This is a genomic window from Nocardia gamkensis NBRC 108242 (assembly GCF_001612985.1).
Lineage (GTDB): Bacteria > Actinomycetota > Actinomycetes > Mycobacteriales > Mycobacteriaceae > Nocardia > Nocardia gamkensis.
The window spans coordinates 128,570-146,370 of record NZ_BDBM01000003.1; the positions used below are offsets into that span (position 1 = coordinate 128,570).

18 protein-coding genes are annotated in these 17,801 nt (G+C 69.9%); 8 read left to right on the forward strand and 10 right to left on the reverse strand.

The genetic code is table 11. The annotated features are described in order from the left end of the window. Nucleotides 1-64 precede the first annotated feature (64 nt). On the forward strand, nucleotides 65-2,458 hold the full coding sequence (locus tag NG1_RS02170; RefSeq protein ID WP_062967436.1) for an ATP-binding cassette domain-containing protein: 2,394 nt from the start codon (nucleotides 65-67) through the stop codon (nucleotides 2,456-2,458). A 339-nt stretch (nucleotides 2,459-2,797) separates the two neighbouring features. On the opposite strand, the gene NG1_RS02175 is transcribed toward NG1_RS02170, so the two are convergent. Then, complete coding sequence (locus tag NG1_RS02175; RefSeq protein ID WP_157113814.1) at nucleotides 2,798-3,397, reverse strand: hypothetical protein; 600 nt, start codon at nucleotides 3,395-3,397, stop codon at nucleotides 2,798-2,800. A gap of 342 nt (nucleotides 3,398-3,739) precedes the next feature. Beyond that, the gene (locus NG1_RS37790; RefSeq protein ID WP_062967441.1) at nucleotides 3,740-4,354 is read right to left on the reverse strand and encodes an LppP/LprE family lipoprotein; all 615 of its coding nucleotides are present in this window, start codon (nucleotides 4,352-4,354) and stop codon (nucleotides 3,740-3,742) included. Between the two features lie 187 nt (nucleotides 4,355-4,541). On the opposite strand from NG1_RS37790, the gene NG1_RS02185 reads away from it, so the two are divergent. After that, nucleotides 4,542-6,134, forward strand: a complete 1,593-nt coding sequence (locus NG1_RS02185; RefSeq protein WP_245659758.1) for a bifunctional phosphatase PAP2/diacylglycerol kinase family protein — start codon at nucleotides 4,542-4,544, stop codon at nucleotides 6,132-6,134. Nucleotides 6,135-6,272: 138 nt separating this feature from the next. Here NG1_RS02185 and NG1_RS02190 read toward each other — a convergent pair whose 3' ends face one another. Beyond that, complete coding sequence (locus tag NG1_RS02190; RefSeq protein WP_062967443.1) at nucleotides 6,273-6,839, reverse strand: hypothetical protein; 567 nt, start codon at nucleotides 6,837-6,839, stop codon at nucleotides 6,273-6,275. A gap of 136 nt (nucleotides 6,840-6,975) precedes the next feature. On the opposite strand from NG1_RS02190, the gene NG1_RS02195 reads away from it, so the two are divergent. Continuing rightward, nucleotides 6,976-7,518, forward strand: a complete 543-nt coding sequence (locus NG1_RS02195; protein ID WP_062967445.1) for a YaeQ family protein — start codon at nucleotides 6,976-6,978, stop codon at nucleotides 7,516-7,518. Nucleotides 7,519-7,531: 13 nt separating this feature from the next. Here NG1_RS02195 and NG1_RS02200 read toward each other — a convergent pair whose 3' ends face one another. From NG1_RS02200 to NG1_RS02230, 7 genes are all read right to left on the reverse strand, one after another. Next, on the reverse strand, nucleotides 7,532-8,005 hold the full coding sequence (locus NG1_RS02200; protein WP_157113815.1) for a hypothetical protein: 474 nt from the start codon (nucleotides 8,003-8,005) through the stop codon (nucleotides 7,532-7,534). Nucleotides 8,006-8,144: 139 nt separating this feature from the next. Then, nucleotides 8,145-9,866 (reverse strand): urease subunit alpha, encoded by a 1,722-nt coding sequence (locus NG1_RS02205; protein ID WP_062967450.1) that lies wholly within the window; start codon nucleotides 9,864-9,866, stop codon nucleotides 8,145-8,147. 41 nt (nucleotides 9,867-9,907) lie between these two features. Beyond that, nucleotides 9,908-10,219: an urease subunit beta gene (locus NG1_RS02210; RefSeq protein ID WP_040866550.1), complete on the reverse strand. Its 312-nt coding sequence runs from the start codon at nucleotides 10,217-10,219 to the stop codon at nucleotides 9,908-9,910. Between the two features lie 49 nt (nucleotides 10,220-10,268). Next, entirely contained in the window at nucleotides 10,269-10,571 is a 303-nt protein-coding gene (locus NG1_RS02215; protein ID WP_062967452.1) for an urease subunit gamma, read from the reverse strand. 76 nt (nucleotides 10,572-10,647) lie between these two features. Then, the gene (locus NG1_RS02220; protein WP_245548945.1) at nucleotides 10,648-11,037 is read right to left on the reverse strand and encodes a PaaI family thioesterase; all 390 of its coding nucleotides are present in this window, start codon (nucleotides 11,035-11,037) and stop codon (nucleotides 10,648-10,650) included. A gap of 165 nt (nucleotides 11,038-11,202) precedes the next feature. Continuing rightward, nucleotides 11,203-11,970, reverse strand: coding sequence for a carbonic anhydrase (locus NG1_RS02225; protein WP_062967454.1), 768 nt, complete (start codon nucleotides 11,968-11,970; stop codon nucleotides 11,203-11,205). Between the two features lie 419 nt (nucleotides 11,971-12,389). Next, nucleotides 12,390-13,097, reverse strand: coding sequence for a hypothetical protein (locus tag NG1_RS02230; protein WP_062967456.1), 708 nt, complete (start codon nucleotides 13,095-13,097; stop codon nucleotides 12,390-12,392). Between the two features lie 131 nt (nucleotides 13,098-13,228). Here NG1_RS02230 and NG1_RS02235 point away from each other — a divergent pair, with 131 nt between their 5' ends. The 5 genes from NG1_RS02235 to NG1_RS02255 all read left to right on the forward strand — a co-directional run bounded on the left by NG1_RS02235 (nucleotide 13,229) and on the right by NG1_RS02255 (nucleotide 17,711). Continuing rightward, nucleotides 13,229-14,275 carry a FecCD family ABC transporter permease gene (locus NG1_RS02235; RefSeq protein ID WP_062967458.1) on the forward strand — a complete coding sequence of 349 codons (1,047 nt, stop codon included), beginning with the start codon at nucleotides 13,229-13,231 and terminating at the stop codon, nucleotides 14,273-14,275. Beyond that, nucleotides 14,272-15,363 (forward strand): FecCD family ABC transporter permease, encoded by a 1,092-nt coding sequence (locus NG1_RS02240; RefSeq protein ID WP_062967460.1) that lies wholly within the window; start codon nucleotides 14,272-14,274, stop codon nucleotides 15,361-15,363. The genes NG1_RS02235 and NG1_RS02240 overlap by 4 nt, the downstream gene beginning before the upstream one ends. Next, nucleotides 15,360-16,259 (forward strand): ABC transporter ATP-binding protein, encoded by a 900-nt coding sequence (locus NG1_RS02245; RefSeq protein ID WP_062967462.1) that lies wholly within the window; start codon nucleotides 15,360-15,362, stop codon nucleotides 16,257-16,259. The genes NG1_RS02240 and NG1_RS02245 overlap by 4 nt, the downstream gene beginning before the upstream one ends. 71 nt (nucleotides 16,260-16,330) lie before the next feature. Next, complete coding sequence (locus NG1_RS02250) at nucleotides 16,331-16,729, forward strand: BlaI/MecI/CopY family transcriptional regulator (RefSeq protein WP_040866505.1); 399 nt, start codon at nucleotides 16,331-16,333, stop codon at nucleotides 16,727-16,729. A gap of 43 nt (nucleotides 16,730-16,772) precedes the next feature. Continuing rightward, on the forward strand, nucleotides 16,773-17,711 hold the full coding sequence (locus NG1_RS02255; RefSeq protein WP_040866504.1) for a M56 family metallopeptidase: 939 nt from the start codon (nucleotides 16,773-16,775) through the stop codon (nucleotides 17,709-17,711). Nucleotides 17,712-17,801 lie beyond the last annotated feature (90 nt).

The following is a 17,801-nucleotide window of genomic DNA, read 5'->3' on the forward strand; positions in this document are numbered from 1 at the left end:
AATCGAGCCAGGCGACGCCGACCCCGGGCCGCGCAGACGGCCCCGCCCGACAAAGGGAGACACGATGAGCACGGCCACGACGACGGACACGCGGTCGCCCGCGCCGCACGCTGCCGACAGCCACGATCTGATCCGCGTGCACGGCGCGCGCGAGAACAACTTGAAGGATGTCAGCATCGAGATCCCGAAGCGGCGGCTGACGGTGTTCACCGGCGTCTCCGGCTCGGGCAAGAGCTCCCTGGTGTTCAGCACCATCGCCGCGGAGTCGCAGCGGCTGATCAACGAGACCTACAGCGCCTTCGTCCAGGGCTTCATGCCGACGCTGGCCCGGCCCGATGTCGACGTGCTCGAAGGGCTGACCACCGCGATCATCGTCGACCAGCAACGCATGGGTTCGGACCCGCGCTCCACGGTCGGCACCGCCACCGATGCCAACGCCATGCTGCGCATCCTCTTCAGCCGGCTCGGGAAGCCGCACATCGGCTCGCCGCAGGCGTACTCCTTCAACGTCGCCTCGATCAGCGGAGCGGGCGCGGTCACGACCGAGCGCGCCGGGAAGACCGTGAAGGAGCGCCGCAGCTTCAGCATCACCGGCGGCATGTGCCCACGGTGCGAAGGCAGGGGCTCGGTGTCCGATATCGACCTCACGCAGCTCTACGACGATTCCAAGTCGCTCACCGAGGGCGCGTTCACCATTCCCGGCTGGAAGTCCGACAGCTTCTGGACGGTGCGGGTCTACGCGGAGTCGGGCTTCGTCGACCCGAACAAGCCGATCCGCAAGTACACCAAGAAGGAGATGCAGGACTTCCTGTACAAAGAGCCGACCAAGGTGAAGGTCGAGGGCGTCAACCTCACCTATGAGGGGCTGATCCCCAAGATCCAGAAAACGTTCCTGGCCAAGGACCGGGAGGCGATGCAGCCGCACATCCGCGCCTTCGTGGACCGGGCGGTCACCTTCACCACCTGCCCCGAGTGCGACGGCACCCGGCTGAGCGAGGCGGCTCGATCATCGAAGATCAAGGGGATCAGCATCGCCGACGCTTGCGCGATGCAGATCAGCGACCTGGCCGAATGGGTCGGCGGCCTGGACGAGCCGTCGGTGGCGCCGCTGCTGGGCGCGCTGCGGCACACCCTCGACTCGTTCGTGGAGATCGGGCTGGGCTACCTCTCGCTGGACCGGCCCTCGGGCACGCTGTCGGGCGGTGAGGCCCAGCGCACCAAGATGATTCGCCACCTCGGATCCTCGCTCACCGACGTCACCTACGTCTTCGACGAGCCGACCATCGGCCTGCACCCCCACGACATCCAGCGGATGAACGATCTACTGCTGCGGCTGCGCGACAAGGGCAACACGGTGCTCGTCGTGGAGCACAAGCCGGAGGCGATCGCTATCGCCGATCACGTCGTCGACCTCGGCCCCGGTGCCGGTGCGGCGGGCGGCACCGTCTGCTTCGAGGGCAGCATCGAAGGGCTGCGGGCCAGCGGAACGGTCACCGGCCGCCATTTCGACGACCGGGCGTCCCTCAAGGAGACAGTGCGCGAACCCACGGGCGCGCTGGAGATCCGCGGCGCGAAGGCGAACAACCTGCGTGACGTCGATGTCGACATCCCGCTGGGAGTGCTGGTCGCGGTCACCGGTGTGGCCGGGTCCGGCAAGAGCTCGCTGCTGCACGGGTCCATTCCCGCGGGCGAGGGCGTGGTGTCGGTGGACCAGGCGCCCATCCGTGGCTCGCGGCGCAGCAACCCGGCGACCTACACCGGACTGCTCGACCCGATCCGCAAGGCGTTCGCGAAGGCCAACGGCGTGAAGCCGGCGCTGTTCAGCGCCAACTCCGAGGGAGCCTGCCCCACCTGCAACGGCGCGGGCGTCGTCTACACCGACCTGGCGATGATGGCCGGTGTCGCCATTCCCTGTGAGGAGTGCGAGGGCAAGCGGTACCAGGCGTCGGTGCTGGAATATCACCTCGGCGGCCGGGACATCAGCGAGGTGCTCGCGATGTCGGTGCTCGAGGCCCAGGAGTTCTTCGGCGACGGTGCGGCGCGCACGCCGGCCGCGCACGCCATCCTCGCCAGGCTCGCCGACGTCGGGCTGGGCTACCTCAGCCTCGGCCAGCCGCTCACCACGCTGTCCGGCGGCGAGCGGCAGCGGCTGAAGCTGGCCACCCACATGGCCGACAAGGGCGGCGTCTACATCCTCGACGAGCCGACCACCGGCCTGCACCTCGCCGATGTCGAGCAGCTGCTGAGCCTGCTCGACCGGCTCGTCGACTCCGGCAAGTCGGTCATCGTCATCGAACATCATCAGGCGGTCATGGCGCATGCCGACTGGATCGTCGACCTCGGCCCCGGTGCCGGACACGACGGCGGCCGGGTCGTCTTCGAGGGCACTCCCGCCGACCTCGTCGCCGCCCGCTCCACCCTGACCGGCGAACATCTCGCGGCCTACGTGGGCGCCTGAGCGGGGTTCGCGCGGGGCGACCGTGTACGCACCCTCAGCGGCCACGAGTCGTCTCGCGGACCGTCAGTTCCAGTTGTCGATCTTGACGTCGTAGGGCTCCGGCGCGCCTTTCCCGGTTTCGATCAGCGACTTCGGACTCAGCAGAAAGACCGCACGCGCTTGCCCGGATCGAACTCGGCGACCCTCATGTCGAATCCACCGGCGCCTTCGCGCGGTCACACCGAGCGCGCCGTGCTACCGAATGCCGTTATCGGCCAGTGGGATACCAGGACAGCAGGCGCAAGTTCAGTTGGCACGGTCGGTGCCCGAACATGCGCGGGCGGCCTCGGCCGGCGCTCGTCAGGAGACACCCGCCAGGCACGCCAGCGACACCGCCGTGACACCCTGCCGTACCTGCTCAGCGGTACCGGGGTGGGTGTAATAGTCGACCCAGAACAGGTCGGCGCCGCGGCGGACCACAGCCGAACCGTACGCCGTACCGCGCTCGCCCTCGGCGCTGTAGGCGCTGCACGCCTCGTCCCCGAGGGCACCATCGCTGTGCAACTGCCCGGCCGCCGCGGTGCCTCGACAGGAGGTGGCCAGAGCGGCCCCGGCTCGCTCGGCGCCGGAGTCCCACCCCACCTGGCCGTAACGCAGCACGCGCACGTCCAGGAGGCCGTACGCGTCGGAGCCGGAAGGACGGCTATCCGCGGTCCGGTAAGAGCATGCGGCGTCCGGTCCGGAGGAGTAGCTGCCCCCGGGAGAGGGAACGCCGTCGGGCACCAATTGCTCGAACAGAGCGGGTCCGATCGCCGCGCAGAGGTCGGCCGGGGCGGCGGCGGGTGGATGGGCTCGTTCGACTCGAGCCTGAATGGCCAGGGACGCGGCGAATCCCAGGACGACAAGGATCCCGACGGTCAACGGCAACAGACAGCCCCGCCGGCGGCCTGCTGTGAGCATCGGATTCTCCATCGTCGGTCGGGTACGCGCCAGTGCTGGTTCGGAGACCGGCCGCCGTCACGAGAATAGCCACGCACACGGGCTCAGTGCAGATCCGGTCGGCGACGCCTTCGGGCACACCCTTCTCTGCGCCCGGTGATCGTGCCGCCGATGTCCGCCGGCCTGCCAACCGGTGGCACTGCGGCGGAGAAGAATCCAGGTGTATCCACGAATTCCGTTGCGGGCCCGCGTTGAGCCGATCTCGCCGCCTTCAGGCTCGATGACCGGCAATACGATGTCCGCACTCGCTGCTCTGCACAGGCTTGCCGCAGAACGCCTTTCTCGACCGGACAGCCGCCGGGATCACCCGACCTGATCCGGGATCGCCGGACTGGGTGTCACCGTGCGGTCGTCGCCGGCGAGAGTGAAGGTGATCACGACCGGACCGCCGGAGGGACAGCAGTTCGCGTCGCGACCCTCCAGCCACCGGTACTGCACTCGCACATCGCGGTCGCCCGAACCGACCACCGTCGTGTAGGACGTCGCTTTCGCCGTCGCGGTGCCGAGATAGCCGTCGTGATCGAAGAACAGCACGTGCCAAGGGGAACTCGCCGTTCCGCCGGGTGTCGCGGCCAGTACCCACAGCAGTTCGGGGCAAGCTCCCGCGGACGCGTCGGTGGCACTGTCGACGACGTACGGCGTGCCGCCCGGCGCCGGCCCGAGCGAGGTCATCGCGCGGGCGACCACACTCGACCCGGGATCGACGCATCGCCCATTTCCGCTGGCAGCAGGGAGTTTCGAGGGCGGGGCCTCGGTAGTGGTGGCACCGCCGCGCGCGGGCGTCGTCCGAGTGGCCTCGACGGTGGACCGGCCGGGTTCGCTCGTTCCGGTGGCCGGCGCACCCGATTCGCCCTGACAACCCGCGACAGCCACGCTCACCGCGATCGCCGTCACCACCGCACCGATGATCGTCTTCATTCGCCTCCCTTTCGAATTCCCGACAACTGGAAGTCGGTATCGCACGCACGCCGTTACATCCGCGATTTTCCGGGCATGTGTTCGGCATGATCACCATCTCTGCCCGGTCCCGGAGGCCACTTGCCGACGAATGCTGCGCGGCACCGTGTTCGGCGAGGTCTGCGCGGTGATCGGTAGTGTCGACCGGGTGAGTAGCTGGGTGCGCCGGAAGTTCCAAGGTATCGGACGAATCGATCGAGCGATCGGCGGCGCGGTCGCCGAACTGCCTGCTTCGACGGTCGACCGAGGGCTGCTGCGGATCACCAACAGCGCCGATTTCAGCGGGCTGTGGCTGTTCATCGCGACGCTGCTCGCCACCCGCCAGGGCGCACCCCGGCGAGCCGCGCTGCGCGGTGTCGTCTCCCTCGCCGGAGCCAGTCTCGTCGTCAACGTCGGCCTCAAGTCGCTCATCGCACGGCGCAGGCCGGCCGCCGAGCTCCTTCCGGTGCACCGGCGACTCACTCCCGCCCCCACGTCCTCCTCGTTCCCTTCGGGACACAGCGCCTGCGCCGCGGCGTTCGCCACCGCCGTGGCCCTGGAAAGTCCGCGGACCGCACTGGTCGTCGCCCCGCTGGCCGCCACCGTCGCGTACTCGCGGGTGCACACCGGCGTGCACTGGGGTTCGGATGTGCTCGTCGGCGCGGCCGTCGGTTCCGGTGTCGCACTGGCCACAAGGCGCTGGTGGCCGGTGCGTGAATCCGACGAGGCGCAAGCCCGCCCGGTCCGCGAGGTACCCACCCTGGTGGAGGGCAAAGGCCTTGTGGTCATGGTGAATCCGATTTCGGGCGATCCGAATTACGATCCCACCGATGACGTCGCGGCAGCGCTGCCCGCCGCCACCGTGCTGCGCACCCGACCCGATCTGGACTGTGCCGAACAACTCGAACAGGCCATCGCCGAGCACGGTGAACCGGTGCTGGCGGTCGGCGTCGCCGGCGGTGACGGCACCGTGGCCGCCGTGGCCGCGGTCGCGTTGCGCCACGAGTTGCCCTTGGTCGTCATCCCCACCGGCACGCTCAACCACTTCGCCCGCGACCTCGGCGTCTACGACCTGCGCGAGGTGATCGACGCCACCGGCGTCGGCGAGGCGGTCGCGGTCGACATCGCGAGCGTCGAATGCGAGGACGAAACCGGTACGCGCACCAGGCATCTGATCAACACGGCCAGCCTCGGCGCCTATCCTGACCTGGTGCAACTGCGCGAGAAGTGGCAGCCGCGCTGGGGTAAGTGGCCTGCCTTCGCCGCCGCGCTCGTGGTCACCCTGCGCCGGGCCGAGCCGATCGAGATCTGCCTGGACGGGCGCTGGCAGCGGGTGTGGTTCCTGTTCGTCGGCAACGGTCCCTATCACCCGCACGGCGCCGTGCCCGCTTTCCGCGGCCGGCTCGACGCGGGGCTGCTCGACGTGCGCTGGCTGCGCGCCGATCTGCGGTGGTCGCGCACCCGCGCCGTGCTGGCGCTGCTACTTTCGGCGATCGGCCACAGCAAGGTATACGGCGAGCGTCAGTTGCCCGAACTCTTCGTGCAGCTGCCCACTCCGGAGGCGCTGGCCACCGATGGTGAGGTGGTCGGCAAAGCCTCCCGCCTGCACTTCGCCATCGCGGGTCAGCTCGCGGCCTACCGCCGGGACGAATCCAATCCGCTCTGGGCCGACCGCAGTCGCCCCCACCACCGCCGGGCACCCTGGGTTCGCGACATATTCCGGGCCCGCAGGCCGTTTCAGCGACGAGCGGGCGAAGACTGAGCAACGGGTCCTGGGGTGGGTGGCGACCGCAATTCGCTCCCTGCCCCACGCCGGACCCGCCGGGGATGTCTACTCCGACAACGAAGTTGCCGGGCGAGATGACGGGCCGTGACCAGGCGGATATCGCGTGGTCGGCGGCTACTTCATGAAGCGCAGCAAGCCGAGGTTCGGCTCGAGCGCGCCGTCCTGGCCCAGGGACAGGAAATCCGCCTCGACCGCGGCCCGTTCCAGCGCCCCCGCGCGCACCGCGTGGTACCGCACGACCGACCAGAGGAAGACATCGAGGTCGTCGAAACGGGTCTCTCCTTCGACGACTTCCTCCTCGTGGAACCAGATCGCGATCTGCCCGTTGGTGAGCACCACGTACAGGTTGCCGCCGCCGTCCGCGCCGATCGAGTACACGTCGTCGTCGGTGAGCTCGGTCTCGTAGTCGGAATCCCGGATCGCGCAGTCGTTTCCGGCGAAGTCGAAACCGTAGGACCAAGAATGGATGTCCAGGAACTGCGGCATCCGCCCGGATCGCACCCGTCGATCGAAAGCCGCGAGCGCCGCCGCGTTCGAGGGCGCCAACCGTTCGAGGAAGGGTGCCACTGGCCGGGTCTGTTCCGGCACGGTGACCGGCGGCCGATCGGCGAACCATCGCGCCAGGTCGGCGTCCAAGTCTCGCTCGGCGTAACCGGCCAAGTCGTCACGGGTAACTGTCACCGCCGAATCCTAGAAGCCGCCGACGACATTCGCCGAGCCGCCGACTTCGGGTCCGAGACGTTTTCCGTCCTACCTGGCGGTCCGGCAACGGGCAAGGCGCGGCACCCGGCGCACCTCGGGTTAAGCTGCTGCACCTATGGCACTCAGCGCGACACTGCACAACTTCGCCGTCCACTTGGCCGACGTCGATCGCGGCGTCTATCAGGAGTTGGAGTTGCGGGTGGCGCGTCACCCGTCGGAATCCGCGGAGTTCATGCTGACGCGCGTGCTGGCCTACTGCCTCGAGTACGAGGAGGGCATCGCGTTCAGTGACGGCGGGGTCTCCTCGACCGACGAGCCCGCGGTGCTGGTCCGCGACCTCACCGGGCGCGTCATCGCGTGGATCGAAGTCGGCGCACCGGACGCGGAGCGGCTGCACCGGGGCAGCAAACTGGCCGAACGCGTCGCCGTCTACACCCATCGCGATCCGGTCAAGGTGCTGTCGCAACTTACCGGCAAACGCATCCATCGCGCCGAGGCCATACCGCTCTACAGCTTCGACCGCGACTTCATCGATGCCGCCGTCGCCGCCGTCGAACGGCGCAACACCGTCACCCTGTCGGTCACCGAGCGCCTGCTGTACCTGGACCTCAACGGCACCGGCCTGAGCACCTCGGTCGACGAGCACCGGCTCCCGTGATCTTCCGGCCGACTCATCTGATCCGGCGTTCGCACTCCTCGAACTCGGTTCCCGCTTGGACACAGTCGTAGAGGCCGCTCTGCCTGTCGCCACTGGTGGGAGGCTCGCCGCACAGCATCCCGCAGCGCTGGTAGTTCGGGACGGCGGTGCCGTCGGGCCAGTGGCAGGCATCGCTGTCGCAGGTGTAGCCGCGCGTGTTGGGGTCGCGCGGGATCGGGTCTCGGCTGTAGGACCATACGAACGCGTCGGTGCCCTGCACCTGTGTGCAGTAGACGGTCCGCCCGTCGGCGAGGTGGCCGACCGCGCCGGGATCCTGGCAATAGTCGTTCAACGTGACGGTTGAGCCATCCGGCGCTCCGGCCGGCCCGCTACCGGACGGCAACGGTGCGGCCGCGGAGGTCGCGAACATCGCCGCCAGGAACGTCCCTCCGCCCACAACGCCCAGCAGAACTCGGCGCGCCACCCCCCGCTCACCTGGTCGAAACATGCTTCCCTCCCTTCCTCGAGGCCCAGCAGGCTACCGGACTATACGCTCCTCCCCCGCTAGCTGCCGCACAAGTGGAACACCACCGAGACCCATACATTTCGCCGCGGCCATGTGCGGGGCGATCGTCCGTCGAGGACGATCAGAACAGGAAATACCGCTGCGCCATGGGCAACTCCGTGGCGGGTTCTTCGCGCCAGACCTCGCCGTCGATGCGAACGGTGAAGGTGTCGGGCTCGACCTCGATTCGCGGCATGGCGTCGTTGTGCGGCAGGTCCGTCTTGGTCACGCCGCGCACGTTGCGGACCGGCACCAGCTCGCGCTGGACCCGCAACCGGTCGGCGAGGCCGTCCTCGATCGCCTGCTCGGAGACGAAATGCAGCGAGGTGGCGGCGGCGGTCGCCGGGGCGGCGCCGAACATGGGGCGCGGCAACACCGGCTGCGGGGTCGGGATGGAGGCGTTGGCGTCGCCCATCGCGGCCCAGGCGATCGCGCCGCCCTTGAGCACGGCGTGTGGGCGGACGCCGAAGAACGCGGGCTCCCAGAGCACGAGGTCGGCGAGCTTGCCGACTTCGACCGAGCCGATCTCGTGGTCCAGGCCGTGCGCGACGGCCGGGCAGATGGTGTATTTCGCGACGTAGCGCCGCACCCGGGCGTTGTCGGCCGCGCCGTCGCCCGGCAGGGCGCCGCGGCGGCGTTTCATGACGTGCGCGGTCTGCCAGGTGCGCAGCACGACCTCGCCGATGCGGCCCATGGCCTGCGAGTCGCTGCCGATCATCGAGATGGCGCCGAGATCGTGCAGCAGATCCTCCGCCGCGATGGTGGACGGGCGGATGCGGCTCTCGGCGAAGGCCAGATCCTCCGGGATCGACGCGCTCAGGTGGTGGCAGACCATCAGCATGTCCAAGTGCTCGTCGAGGGTGTTGACGGTGTGCGGACGCGTCGGGTTGGTCGAGCTGGGCAGCACGTTGGGGTGGGCGGCGACGGTGATGATGTCGGGCGCGTGCCCGCCGCCCGCGCCCTCGGTGTGGTAGGCGTGGATGCCGCGCCCGGCGATCGCCGCCAGGGTGTCCTCGACGAAACCCGCCTCGTTCAAGGTGTCCGAGTGCAGCGCCACCTGCACCCCCGCGGCGTCGGCCACCCTGAGGCAGGCATCGATCGCGGCGGGCGTGGAGCCCCAGTCCTCATGCAGCTTGAATCCCGATGCCCCGCCGCGCAATTGCTCCCACATGGCCTCGGCGCTCACGGTGTTGCCCTTGCCGAGCAGCACGATGTTCAGCGGCCAGGCGTCGGTGGCCTCGAGCATGCGCGCGAGATGCCACGCGCCCGGCGTCACGGTGGTCGCCTTGCTGCCCTCCGCCGGACCGGTGCCCCCGCCGATGAGGGTGGTGATCCCACCGCCGAGCGCCTCCTCCATCAGCTGCGGGCAGATGAAGTGCACGTGACAGTCGATCGCGCCCGCCGTCAGGATGCGGCCGTTGCCCGCGATGATCTCGGTGGACGGGCCGACGACCAGGTCCGGGTGCACGCCGGTCATGGTGTCGGGGTTGCCCGCCTTGCCGATCGCGCTGATCCGCCCGTCGCGAATACCGACGTCGGCCTTGATGATTCCCCAATGATCGATGATCACCACACCCGTGATCACCGTGTCGGGAGCGCCCTCGGCGCGCGTCGCGCGGGACTGGCCCATGGATTCGCGCAGTACCTTGCCGCCGCCGAACACGGCCTCGTCGCCCGCGCGCCCCGGTCCCCCGCTGCGGTCCTCGGTGATCTCGATCAGCAGATCGGTGTCGGCCAATCTGATCCGGTCGCCCGTCGTCGGCCCGAACAGTTCGGCGTACCGCGCCCGGCTCAGCTCACTCATCGCGTCCTACCTCCTGAGCCCGCGCACTCGGGGCACACGCGCTAGTCATCCAGACGGCCCGGCGGGGTCGGGCTGATGCCGTGGACTTCACGGGCGCCGCCCAGCGGCACGAGCCATACGCGTTGCCCGAGACCGGGTTCGAAGCGCACCGCGGTCCCGGCCGGGATATCGAGACGATGGCCGTGCGCGGCCGCCCGGTCGAACTCCAGCGCCGCGTTCGCCTGCGGGAAGTGCACATGGCTGCCGACCTGCACCGGCCGGTCACCGGTATTGATCACGTCCAGTTCGAGGCGCCGCGCACCGGCGTTCAGTTCGATGACGCCCTCGGCGCAGAAATACTCGCCGGGGATCACGCCGGGCCTCGGTCCGGCTCGAGGCCGCTCGGGTATCGCATACGGCCGCCTAGCCGATCGGGTGGTGCACGGTGACGAGCTTCGTGCCGTCCGGGAAGGTCGCCTCGACCTGGACGTCGGGGATCATCTCCGGCACACCTTCCATCACGTCGTCGCGGGTGAGAACCGTCCGCCCCGAGGACATCAGTTCGGCGACGGTGCGGCCGTCGCGCGCGCCTTCCAGCACGTGGTCGGTGATCAGCGCCACCGCCTCGGGATGGTTCAGCTTGAGCCCGCGCGCCTGCCTGCGCCGGGCCAGCTCCGCGGCGTAGCTGAGCAGCAGGCGCTCCTGCTCGTGCGGTGACAGTCGCATCCGGGCTCCTCACCGGTTCGCAGGGGCGGGTGACGGCCATTCTGGCACGCCCGTTCCGCCCTCGCCGGAGGAGCGCTCAGGAACGGTGCGGCAGATTCTGCAATCGCACCTGACCGCGGGCCACGGTGCGCCCCTGCTCGTCGGTGATGACGACCTGCCACAGCTGCTGGAGCCTGCCGCGATGCACCGGCGTCGCTTCGCCGAACAGCGTGCCCTCGCGGACCGCGCGCAGGAAATCGGTGTTGTTGTTCACGCCGACCACCGTGCCCTGGTCGCCGAGCCAGACGCCGCCCGCGATGCTGGCGAGCGTCTCGATGACGGTGCAGTACACGCCGCCGTTCTGAATGCCCGCGGGCTGGTAGAGATGCGGCTTGACGACCCACTCGCCGCACACGCGGTCGGGACTCAGCTCGGTGTAGCGCAGGCCGATCAGGTCGGCGAAGGTGCCTTCGCTGTAGGCGTTCATCTGCTCGGGCGTGACATCCGCCAGCGAGCCGACCTGCGAGGTTTCCTGCTGTGTCATGTATTCACTGTCGCACAGCGTCCGCTCCCCGCCGTCGCGGCCTCACGTCGGGTCCGCACAGGTGCCGGCCTCCGTGCCCCACACCCGAGGTCGGCTACCAGTGCGGCCTCACCCGCCCGCCAGCGTGACCGTCCGGCCGTTCAGCGGCTGGGTCGGCCGGTTGCTGTGCGCGAACAGCGTCCGGTATCGGTCGACGTCGTCCGGAGTCACCGTGACCGGACTGCCGAGCACCGTCCACGGGACGCCCTCGCTGCACGGCGGCGTGGTGAGCGAACCCTGATAGCGGTATTGGTCGGTGGCGGCAGGCAGCATGGAACGCAGGTCGATCGGGCCCGGCACGACGGTGTCGGCGTCCGCCGCCCGCGGCGCGACCGAGAGGATCGGCGCGAAGGCCGACGGTCCCGGCGCCGCGCGCAGCAGCACACCGAGTACGGCCACCCCGCCCGTCGCGCTCTTGTGCACGAAGTGCGCTTCCATCGCGGTGCCCACCCCGTCCACGGTGTGCTCGCTCGGCAGGTGGAAATGGAATTGCGTGAGCTCGAACGGCACGCCGTCGACCACGATGCGATTTCCGTTGCCCGCGGGGAGATTCGCCTGCACGGTGTGGCCGGTGTTGCGCAGCGTCACCGCGGACGTCGAGTGGTAGTCGACGGTGGTGTGCTCGTGCGGCTCGAGCCGGGCGTGGCCGGGCAGGTCGACGGGTGACTGCTGATGGCCGCTCTTGCAGGTGACGAAGTCCCGGTCCAGGTCGGCCCAGTGGTCGGGGCCCTCGGCGTCGTAATCCCAGTGCGGCGCGGCGTGCGGGGAGGATTCGCTCGACAGCTGCTCGCCGGAGCCGCAGGCGGGAATCACGAGTACCGCGACGGCGGACAGCACCGCTGCGATGGGACGGGATGGTGTATTGGTGGGCAAGCTGACAACCCCTCGAACTTCCGGAGAGCCACCGTGAACCCGGCGAGAGGGCAAGCGGGCATCATCGACGGCTCGGAGCCGGCGCGCGACGCTGCGCACCGATGATCGCGACACGGCACCGGGCCGAATCCACGGCGCGGCGGTGACCCACCGAGGACGACCGGACGACGAATACCCTTGCTGTGCAGCGGGTTCTACGTTCGTGTCGGCGTCAGACTAGATCCGGGAGGGGGCGGCACGCCAGAGCGGGCGACGTAGTTCACAGGAAGACAGAGCGGCGGGCCCCACCGGAAGTGGAGCCCGCCGCGGCAAGGGATCGGGGGTCACCGCAGCCCTCGGGACTCGCACGCGATCCATACGCCGCGTTCGAGTATAGGTCAGGCTTACCTAACCAAGCAAGACCCGGTTCGCCGCACGGGGAGCCCGCGCTCGGCCATCGCCGCCAGCAGTCCCTGCCCACGCCGGGCACCGGTGAGGGAATCGGTCCGCGCGAGATCGGGAACGTAAGTCGAAGCGCCCGCTACCGATTCACCGACGAGAGACCAGAACCGCCGGGCACTCAAACCGGAGCAGCGGGTCATGTTCTGCTGGACGACGGTCAGCGCGGACGCGCAGCGATGCGCGAGCCAGACGTACATCGCTTCCGCGCACGGCAGCGTGACCACACCGGGGGCGCCCGCCAGCGGGTCACCGTCGATCACGCGAATAGTGGTGTCCGACAAGCCCGCCCAGTCGATTCCGCCATCGTTGTCGGTATGGATCCAGAGGTTCTCCAGCCCAGGATCCCACGCCCGGCCCTCCGCGACGAGCAATGCGACCACTCGCCCGGCGATCGCGTGGATCAGGGCCGTCGCCACCACTTCCGCCGCGATGTCGGCGCTGATCATCTCCGCCGCGTGCCGCCGGTACATGAGGTCGACGCGCCCTTCACGCACGCCGTCCGCCAGCTGCCACCAGCGCCGTTTCCCCTGTTCCGCGATCGCGGCCACGGCGTAGACCCGCGGATGCTCCGGTTGCAGCGCGCGAAGCCGGGCACCGGCGCGTCCGAACGCCGTCGTCGAGCGATGTGGCGTGGTGATGAGCTCGGTCATCGAACCTCCTCGGGGATCGGCTCCGTCGCGCGGCGCGGCGGACACTCGGCCATGCCCGTCTGTAGCGAAAGATAGGTTAGGCTTACCAGACCTAGCAACCGTATCGCTGATTTCAGGAGCAGCTCGTCGCCGTGACCCCCCTTGCCACCGTGAGGCGGCGACGTCTTTCCGGACTTCTCGTCTCGACCGTTCTGCTACTGCTCGCCGTGCTCGCCGGCGTCGCGGTCGGCGCCCGTTCGCTCGCGCCGGGGACCGTGTACGACGCCGTGCACCACGCACTCACCTGCCCCGGCGGGCCCTTCGCCTGCGCAGCCGGTTCCACCGAGGAGCAGATCGTGCGCGGCCTGCGTCTACCCCGCACCGCGCTGGCGCTGGTCTGTGGCTCGGCCCTGGGTATCGCGGGCGCGCTCATCCAGGGCTACACCCGCAATCCGCTCGCCGACGCCGGATTACTCGGACTCAACGCGGGCGCGGCGTTTCTCGCCGCGCTGAGCACGTATCTGTTCGCCTTCAGCGCACCGGAGCAATACATCTGGTTCGCCTTCGCCGGAGCGCTGATCGCCGGCGTGGTGGTGTTCGCGACCTCGTCGGTGGGCGGCGGCAAGGCGAGCCCGCTGAGCCTGGTACTCGGGGGCGCCGCGGTCACCGCGTTCCTGCAGGCGATGACGAACGCCGTCGTGCTGTTCGACGCCTCCGCGCTGGACACCTACCGGTTCTGGGTGATCGGCACGGTCGCGGGCCGCGACGCCGCGGTGTTCTGGCAGGTGCTGCCGTTCCTGGCGGCGGGCATGCTGCTGGCGGTGCTGGCGGCGCCGGGACTGAACGTCCTGGGCTTGGGCGACGACGTCGCGCGCGGACTCGGCGTGCACGTCGGCCGCAGCCGTGCGCTCGGCCTCGCGTCGGTCGTGCTGCTCACGGGCGCCGCGACGGCGGCGGTCGGTCCGATCGCCTTCCTCGGCCTGGTCGTCCCGCATCTGGCACGCGCGGTCACCGGGCCGGACAATCGCTGGCTGATCCCCTATTCCGGGCTGTTCGGCGCGTTGCTGCTGCTGAGCGCCGACGTGGCGGGCCGTCTGGTGGCCCGGCCGGGCGAGCTGGAGGTCGGGGTGATGCTGGCCGTGGTCGGCGTGCCGTTCTTCCTCGCGTTCGTGCGTCGGCGAAAGTTGGTGAATCTGTGACGGTCTCGCCGCGAACCACGAGCGCGCGTCCCGCCCTGCGCGTCGGCCCGGTGTCGGCGGTGCTGCGACCGCGGATGGTGCTGGTCGTCGCGGTCCTGATCGCGCTGGCGCTCGGGCTCTTCTGCCTGGAGATCGCGGTGGGCGAATCCCATCTGCCGCTCGGGCGCGTGCTGGACGTGCTCACCGGCGGCGGCACCAGAGCACAGCGGTTCATCGTGCTCGAATCGCGGCTGCCGCGCGCGCTCACCGCGCTCGTGGTCGGCCTCGCGCTCGGGCTCGCGGGCGCGATCACCCAGTCCATCCTGCACAATCCGCTGGCCGCGCCGGACATGCTCGGCATCACCTCCGGCGCGAGCCTGGGCGCTGTCGCCGTGCTGGTCGGCACCGGCGGCGCGAGCACCGGACTGGCCGCTTCGGTTGGTGCGCCGCTGGCCGCGCTCGCCGGCGGTCTGCTCACCGCCGTCGCCATCTACCTGCTCGCCTGGGGCCGCACCGCCACCGGCGGGTACGGCGCCACCGGGCTGCGGCTGGTGCTGATCGGCGTCGGGATGAACGCCCTGCTGACTGCGGGGATCAGCTGGCTGCTCACCCGCGCCAGCCTGGGGGACGCCCAGCGCGCGCAGCTGTGGCTGAACGGATCGCTCAACGCGGCCGACTCGGCGCACTTGGCGCCCGCCGCGATCGCCGCGGGCGTCGCCGCCGTCGTCGCGCTCGCCTCCGCCCGCACCCTCGCCGCGTTGCGCCTCGGCTCCGACACCACACGTGCACTGGGAGTGCGCATCCAGACGCAGCAGGCCATCCTGATCGGGGCTGCCGTGGTGGCCGCCTCGGTGGCGACCGCCGCCGTCGGGCCGGTCGGCTTCGTCGCCCTCGCCGCGCCGCAGATCGCACGGCGCCTGCTGCGCACCCCGGGCGAGCCGCTCGTCGGCTCCGCCGTCGTGGGCGCCATCCTGGTGGTCGGCGCGGATGTCGCCGCGCGCACGCTGTTTCCGGTCGAGCTGCCCGTCGGCGTCGTGACCGCGGCATTCGGCGGACCGTTCCTGCTGTACCTGCTCGTGCGTATGAACCGGAAGGCAACGCTGTCATGACGATCGCAGACATCACCACCCCAGAAGCCACGAGGCGGGCGAGCGCTCCGGGGCACCGGCTCGGCGCCGAGCAGGTCACTCTCGGGTACGGCGACCGGGTGATCGTCGACGGGCTGAGCCTGACCATCACCCCCGGTGTGGTCACGACCGTGATCGGACCCAACGGTTGCGGAAAGTCCACCGTGCTGCGTTCGCTGGGCCGTCTGCTGCGCCCCCGAGAAGGCCGAGTCGTCTTGGACGGCAAAGCCATTTCGACGATGAAGACCAAGGATGTGGCTCGCGTCGTCGGCATGCTGCCGCAGTCGCCGGTCGCGCCGGAGGGACTCACCGTCGCCGATCTGGTCGCCCGCGGACGCCACCCGCACCAGTCCTGGTTCCGGCAGTGGTCGGGGACGGACGAAACCGAGGTGACGACCGCGCTGGAACAAACCGGTATCGCCGACCTCGCCGACCGCGCGCTCGACGAGTTGTCCGGCGGGCAGCGCCAGCGCGCCTGGATCTCGATGGCGCTGGCCCAGGGCACCGACATCCTGCTGCTCGACGAGCCGACCACGTATCTGGATCTGGCGCACTCCATCGAGGTGCTCGATCTGGTGGACCGGTTGCACGCCGATCTCGGGCGCACCGTCGTCATGGTGCTGCACGATCTCAATCTCGCGATCCGCTACAGCGACCAGTTGGTCGTCATGCGCGACGGGCGCGTCGTCGCCGCGGGAGCACCGGGCGAGGTGATATCGGTCGAGCTGCTGCGCGCGGTGTTCGATCTGGACGCGACGGTGCTGGAGGACCCGGTGTCGGGCCGCCCGATGATCGTGCCGATCGGGGCGCGGCATGTGCGCGGAAAGGTCGGCGGACCCGCCGACACGGGGGGCGAATCGGCGCCCTATGAGAAATGACACACCAGCTATTTCACGGTTACGACACCCTGTAGTACGCATCGGCGTCGTTGAGTACCTAAAATTGTGGGATGGCAGGTCTTGGTGAACTCGAGAAAGCGGTCATGGACCAGTTGTGGTCGGCCGACGAACCACAAACGGTCCGGCAGGTGCACGAGGCGCTCGCCGCACGCCGCGAGCTCGCGTACACCACGGTGATGACCGTGCTGCAACGCCTCGCGAAGAAGAACCTCGTGGTGCAGCGGCGCGACGACCGCGCGCACCGGTACGCGCCCGTGCACACCCGGGACGAACTCGTGGCCAGTCTGATGGTCGACGCCCTGCAGCAGGCCGACGCGGCGGGCAGCCGCGCCGCCGCGCTGGTGCACTTCGTGGAGCAGGTCGGCAAGGACGAGGCTGCCGCCTTGCGCGAAGCACTCGCTAAGCTCGAAGCTACCGAGGACGAGGACTCGGCGCCGCCGCCGCAGTAGACTCCTCGGGCGCCCTGGCCCCACAACGCAGTGAGCTGAGTCGATGAACGCAACCGCGCCGGTCTTCGCCGGACTCGCATTGCTTCTCGCGGGGCCTGCCCCGGCCTTGCTCAGCCGGGCGACCTGGACATACCGGACGCCCCGCGCCGCGCTGGTGCTCTGGCAGGCCATCGCGCTCGCCGCCGTGCTCAGCGCCTTCGGCTCCGGGCTGGCCATCGCCGCCGAACTGCTCGTGCCCGGCCCCGACGGTCGCCCGACCACCGCGCCGACCCGGGAGATCGACGCGCTCGGCCTGCCGCTGTGGCTGGCCTACGTGTTCGTCTTCGCGCTCACCCTGCTGGTCGGCGCCCGGCTGATCTACGCGGTCATCCGGGTCGGCGTGCATACCCGCAGGCGGCGGGCGCGCCACCGCATGCTCGTGGATCTGCTCGACCAGAGCGGTCCGCACCGGCGCGCGGCCGACATCCGGGTACTGGCCGCGACCGAGCCCATCGCGTACTGCCTGCCCGGTCTGCGCCAGCGCGTCGTGCTCAGCGAGGGCACCCTGACCAATCTCGCCGACGCCGAGGTCACCGCCATCGTGAGCCACGAACGCTCGCACCTGCGGGCCAGGCACGATCTCGTACTGGAGGCGTTCACGGCGGTGCACGAGGCATTCCCGAGGGTGGTGCGCAGCAAGGCCGCGCTCGGTTCGGTCAAACTGCTCATCGAACTGCTCGCCGACGACTCGGCGGTCAAGGTCACCGGCCCGAAGCCGCTGGCCCGCGCCCTCGTCGCGTGCGCGAAATCCACCGCGCCGCAAGGCGCGCTCGCCGCGGGCGGCCCGACCACGCTCATCCGCATCCAGCGACTCAGCGAGCGGATCGGTGACATCCGCATCGCCACGGCCGCCTACCTCGGCTCGGCCGCAATACTGGTGGTGCCGACCCAGGCCGTGGCCGTACCCTGGCTCGTGGAACTGAGCCGCCTGTTCCACAGCTGACTCCCCGGCACGTATCCTGGAAACTCGGCCCGCCTCCGGTCGGCCGCACCCTCTCGCTCCACCCGGCGCGCGTCATAGCCCGCGCCCAGC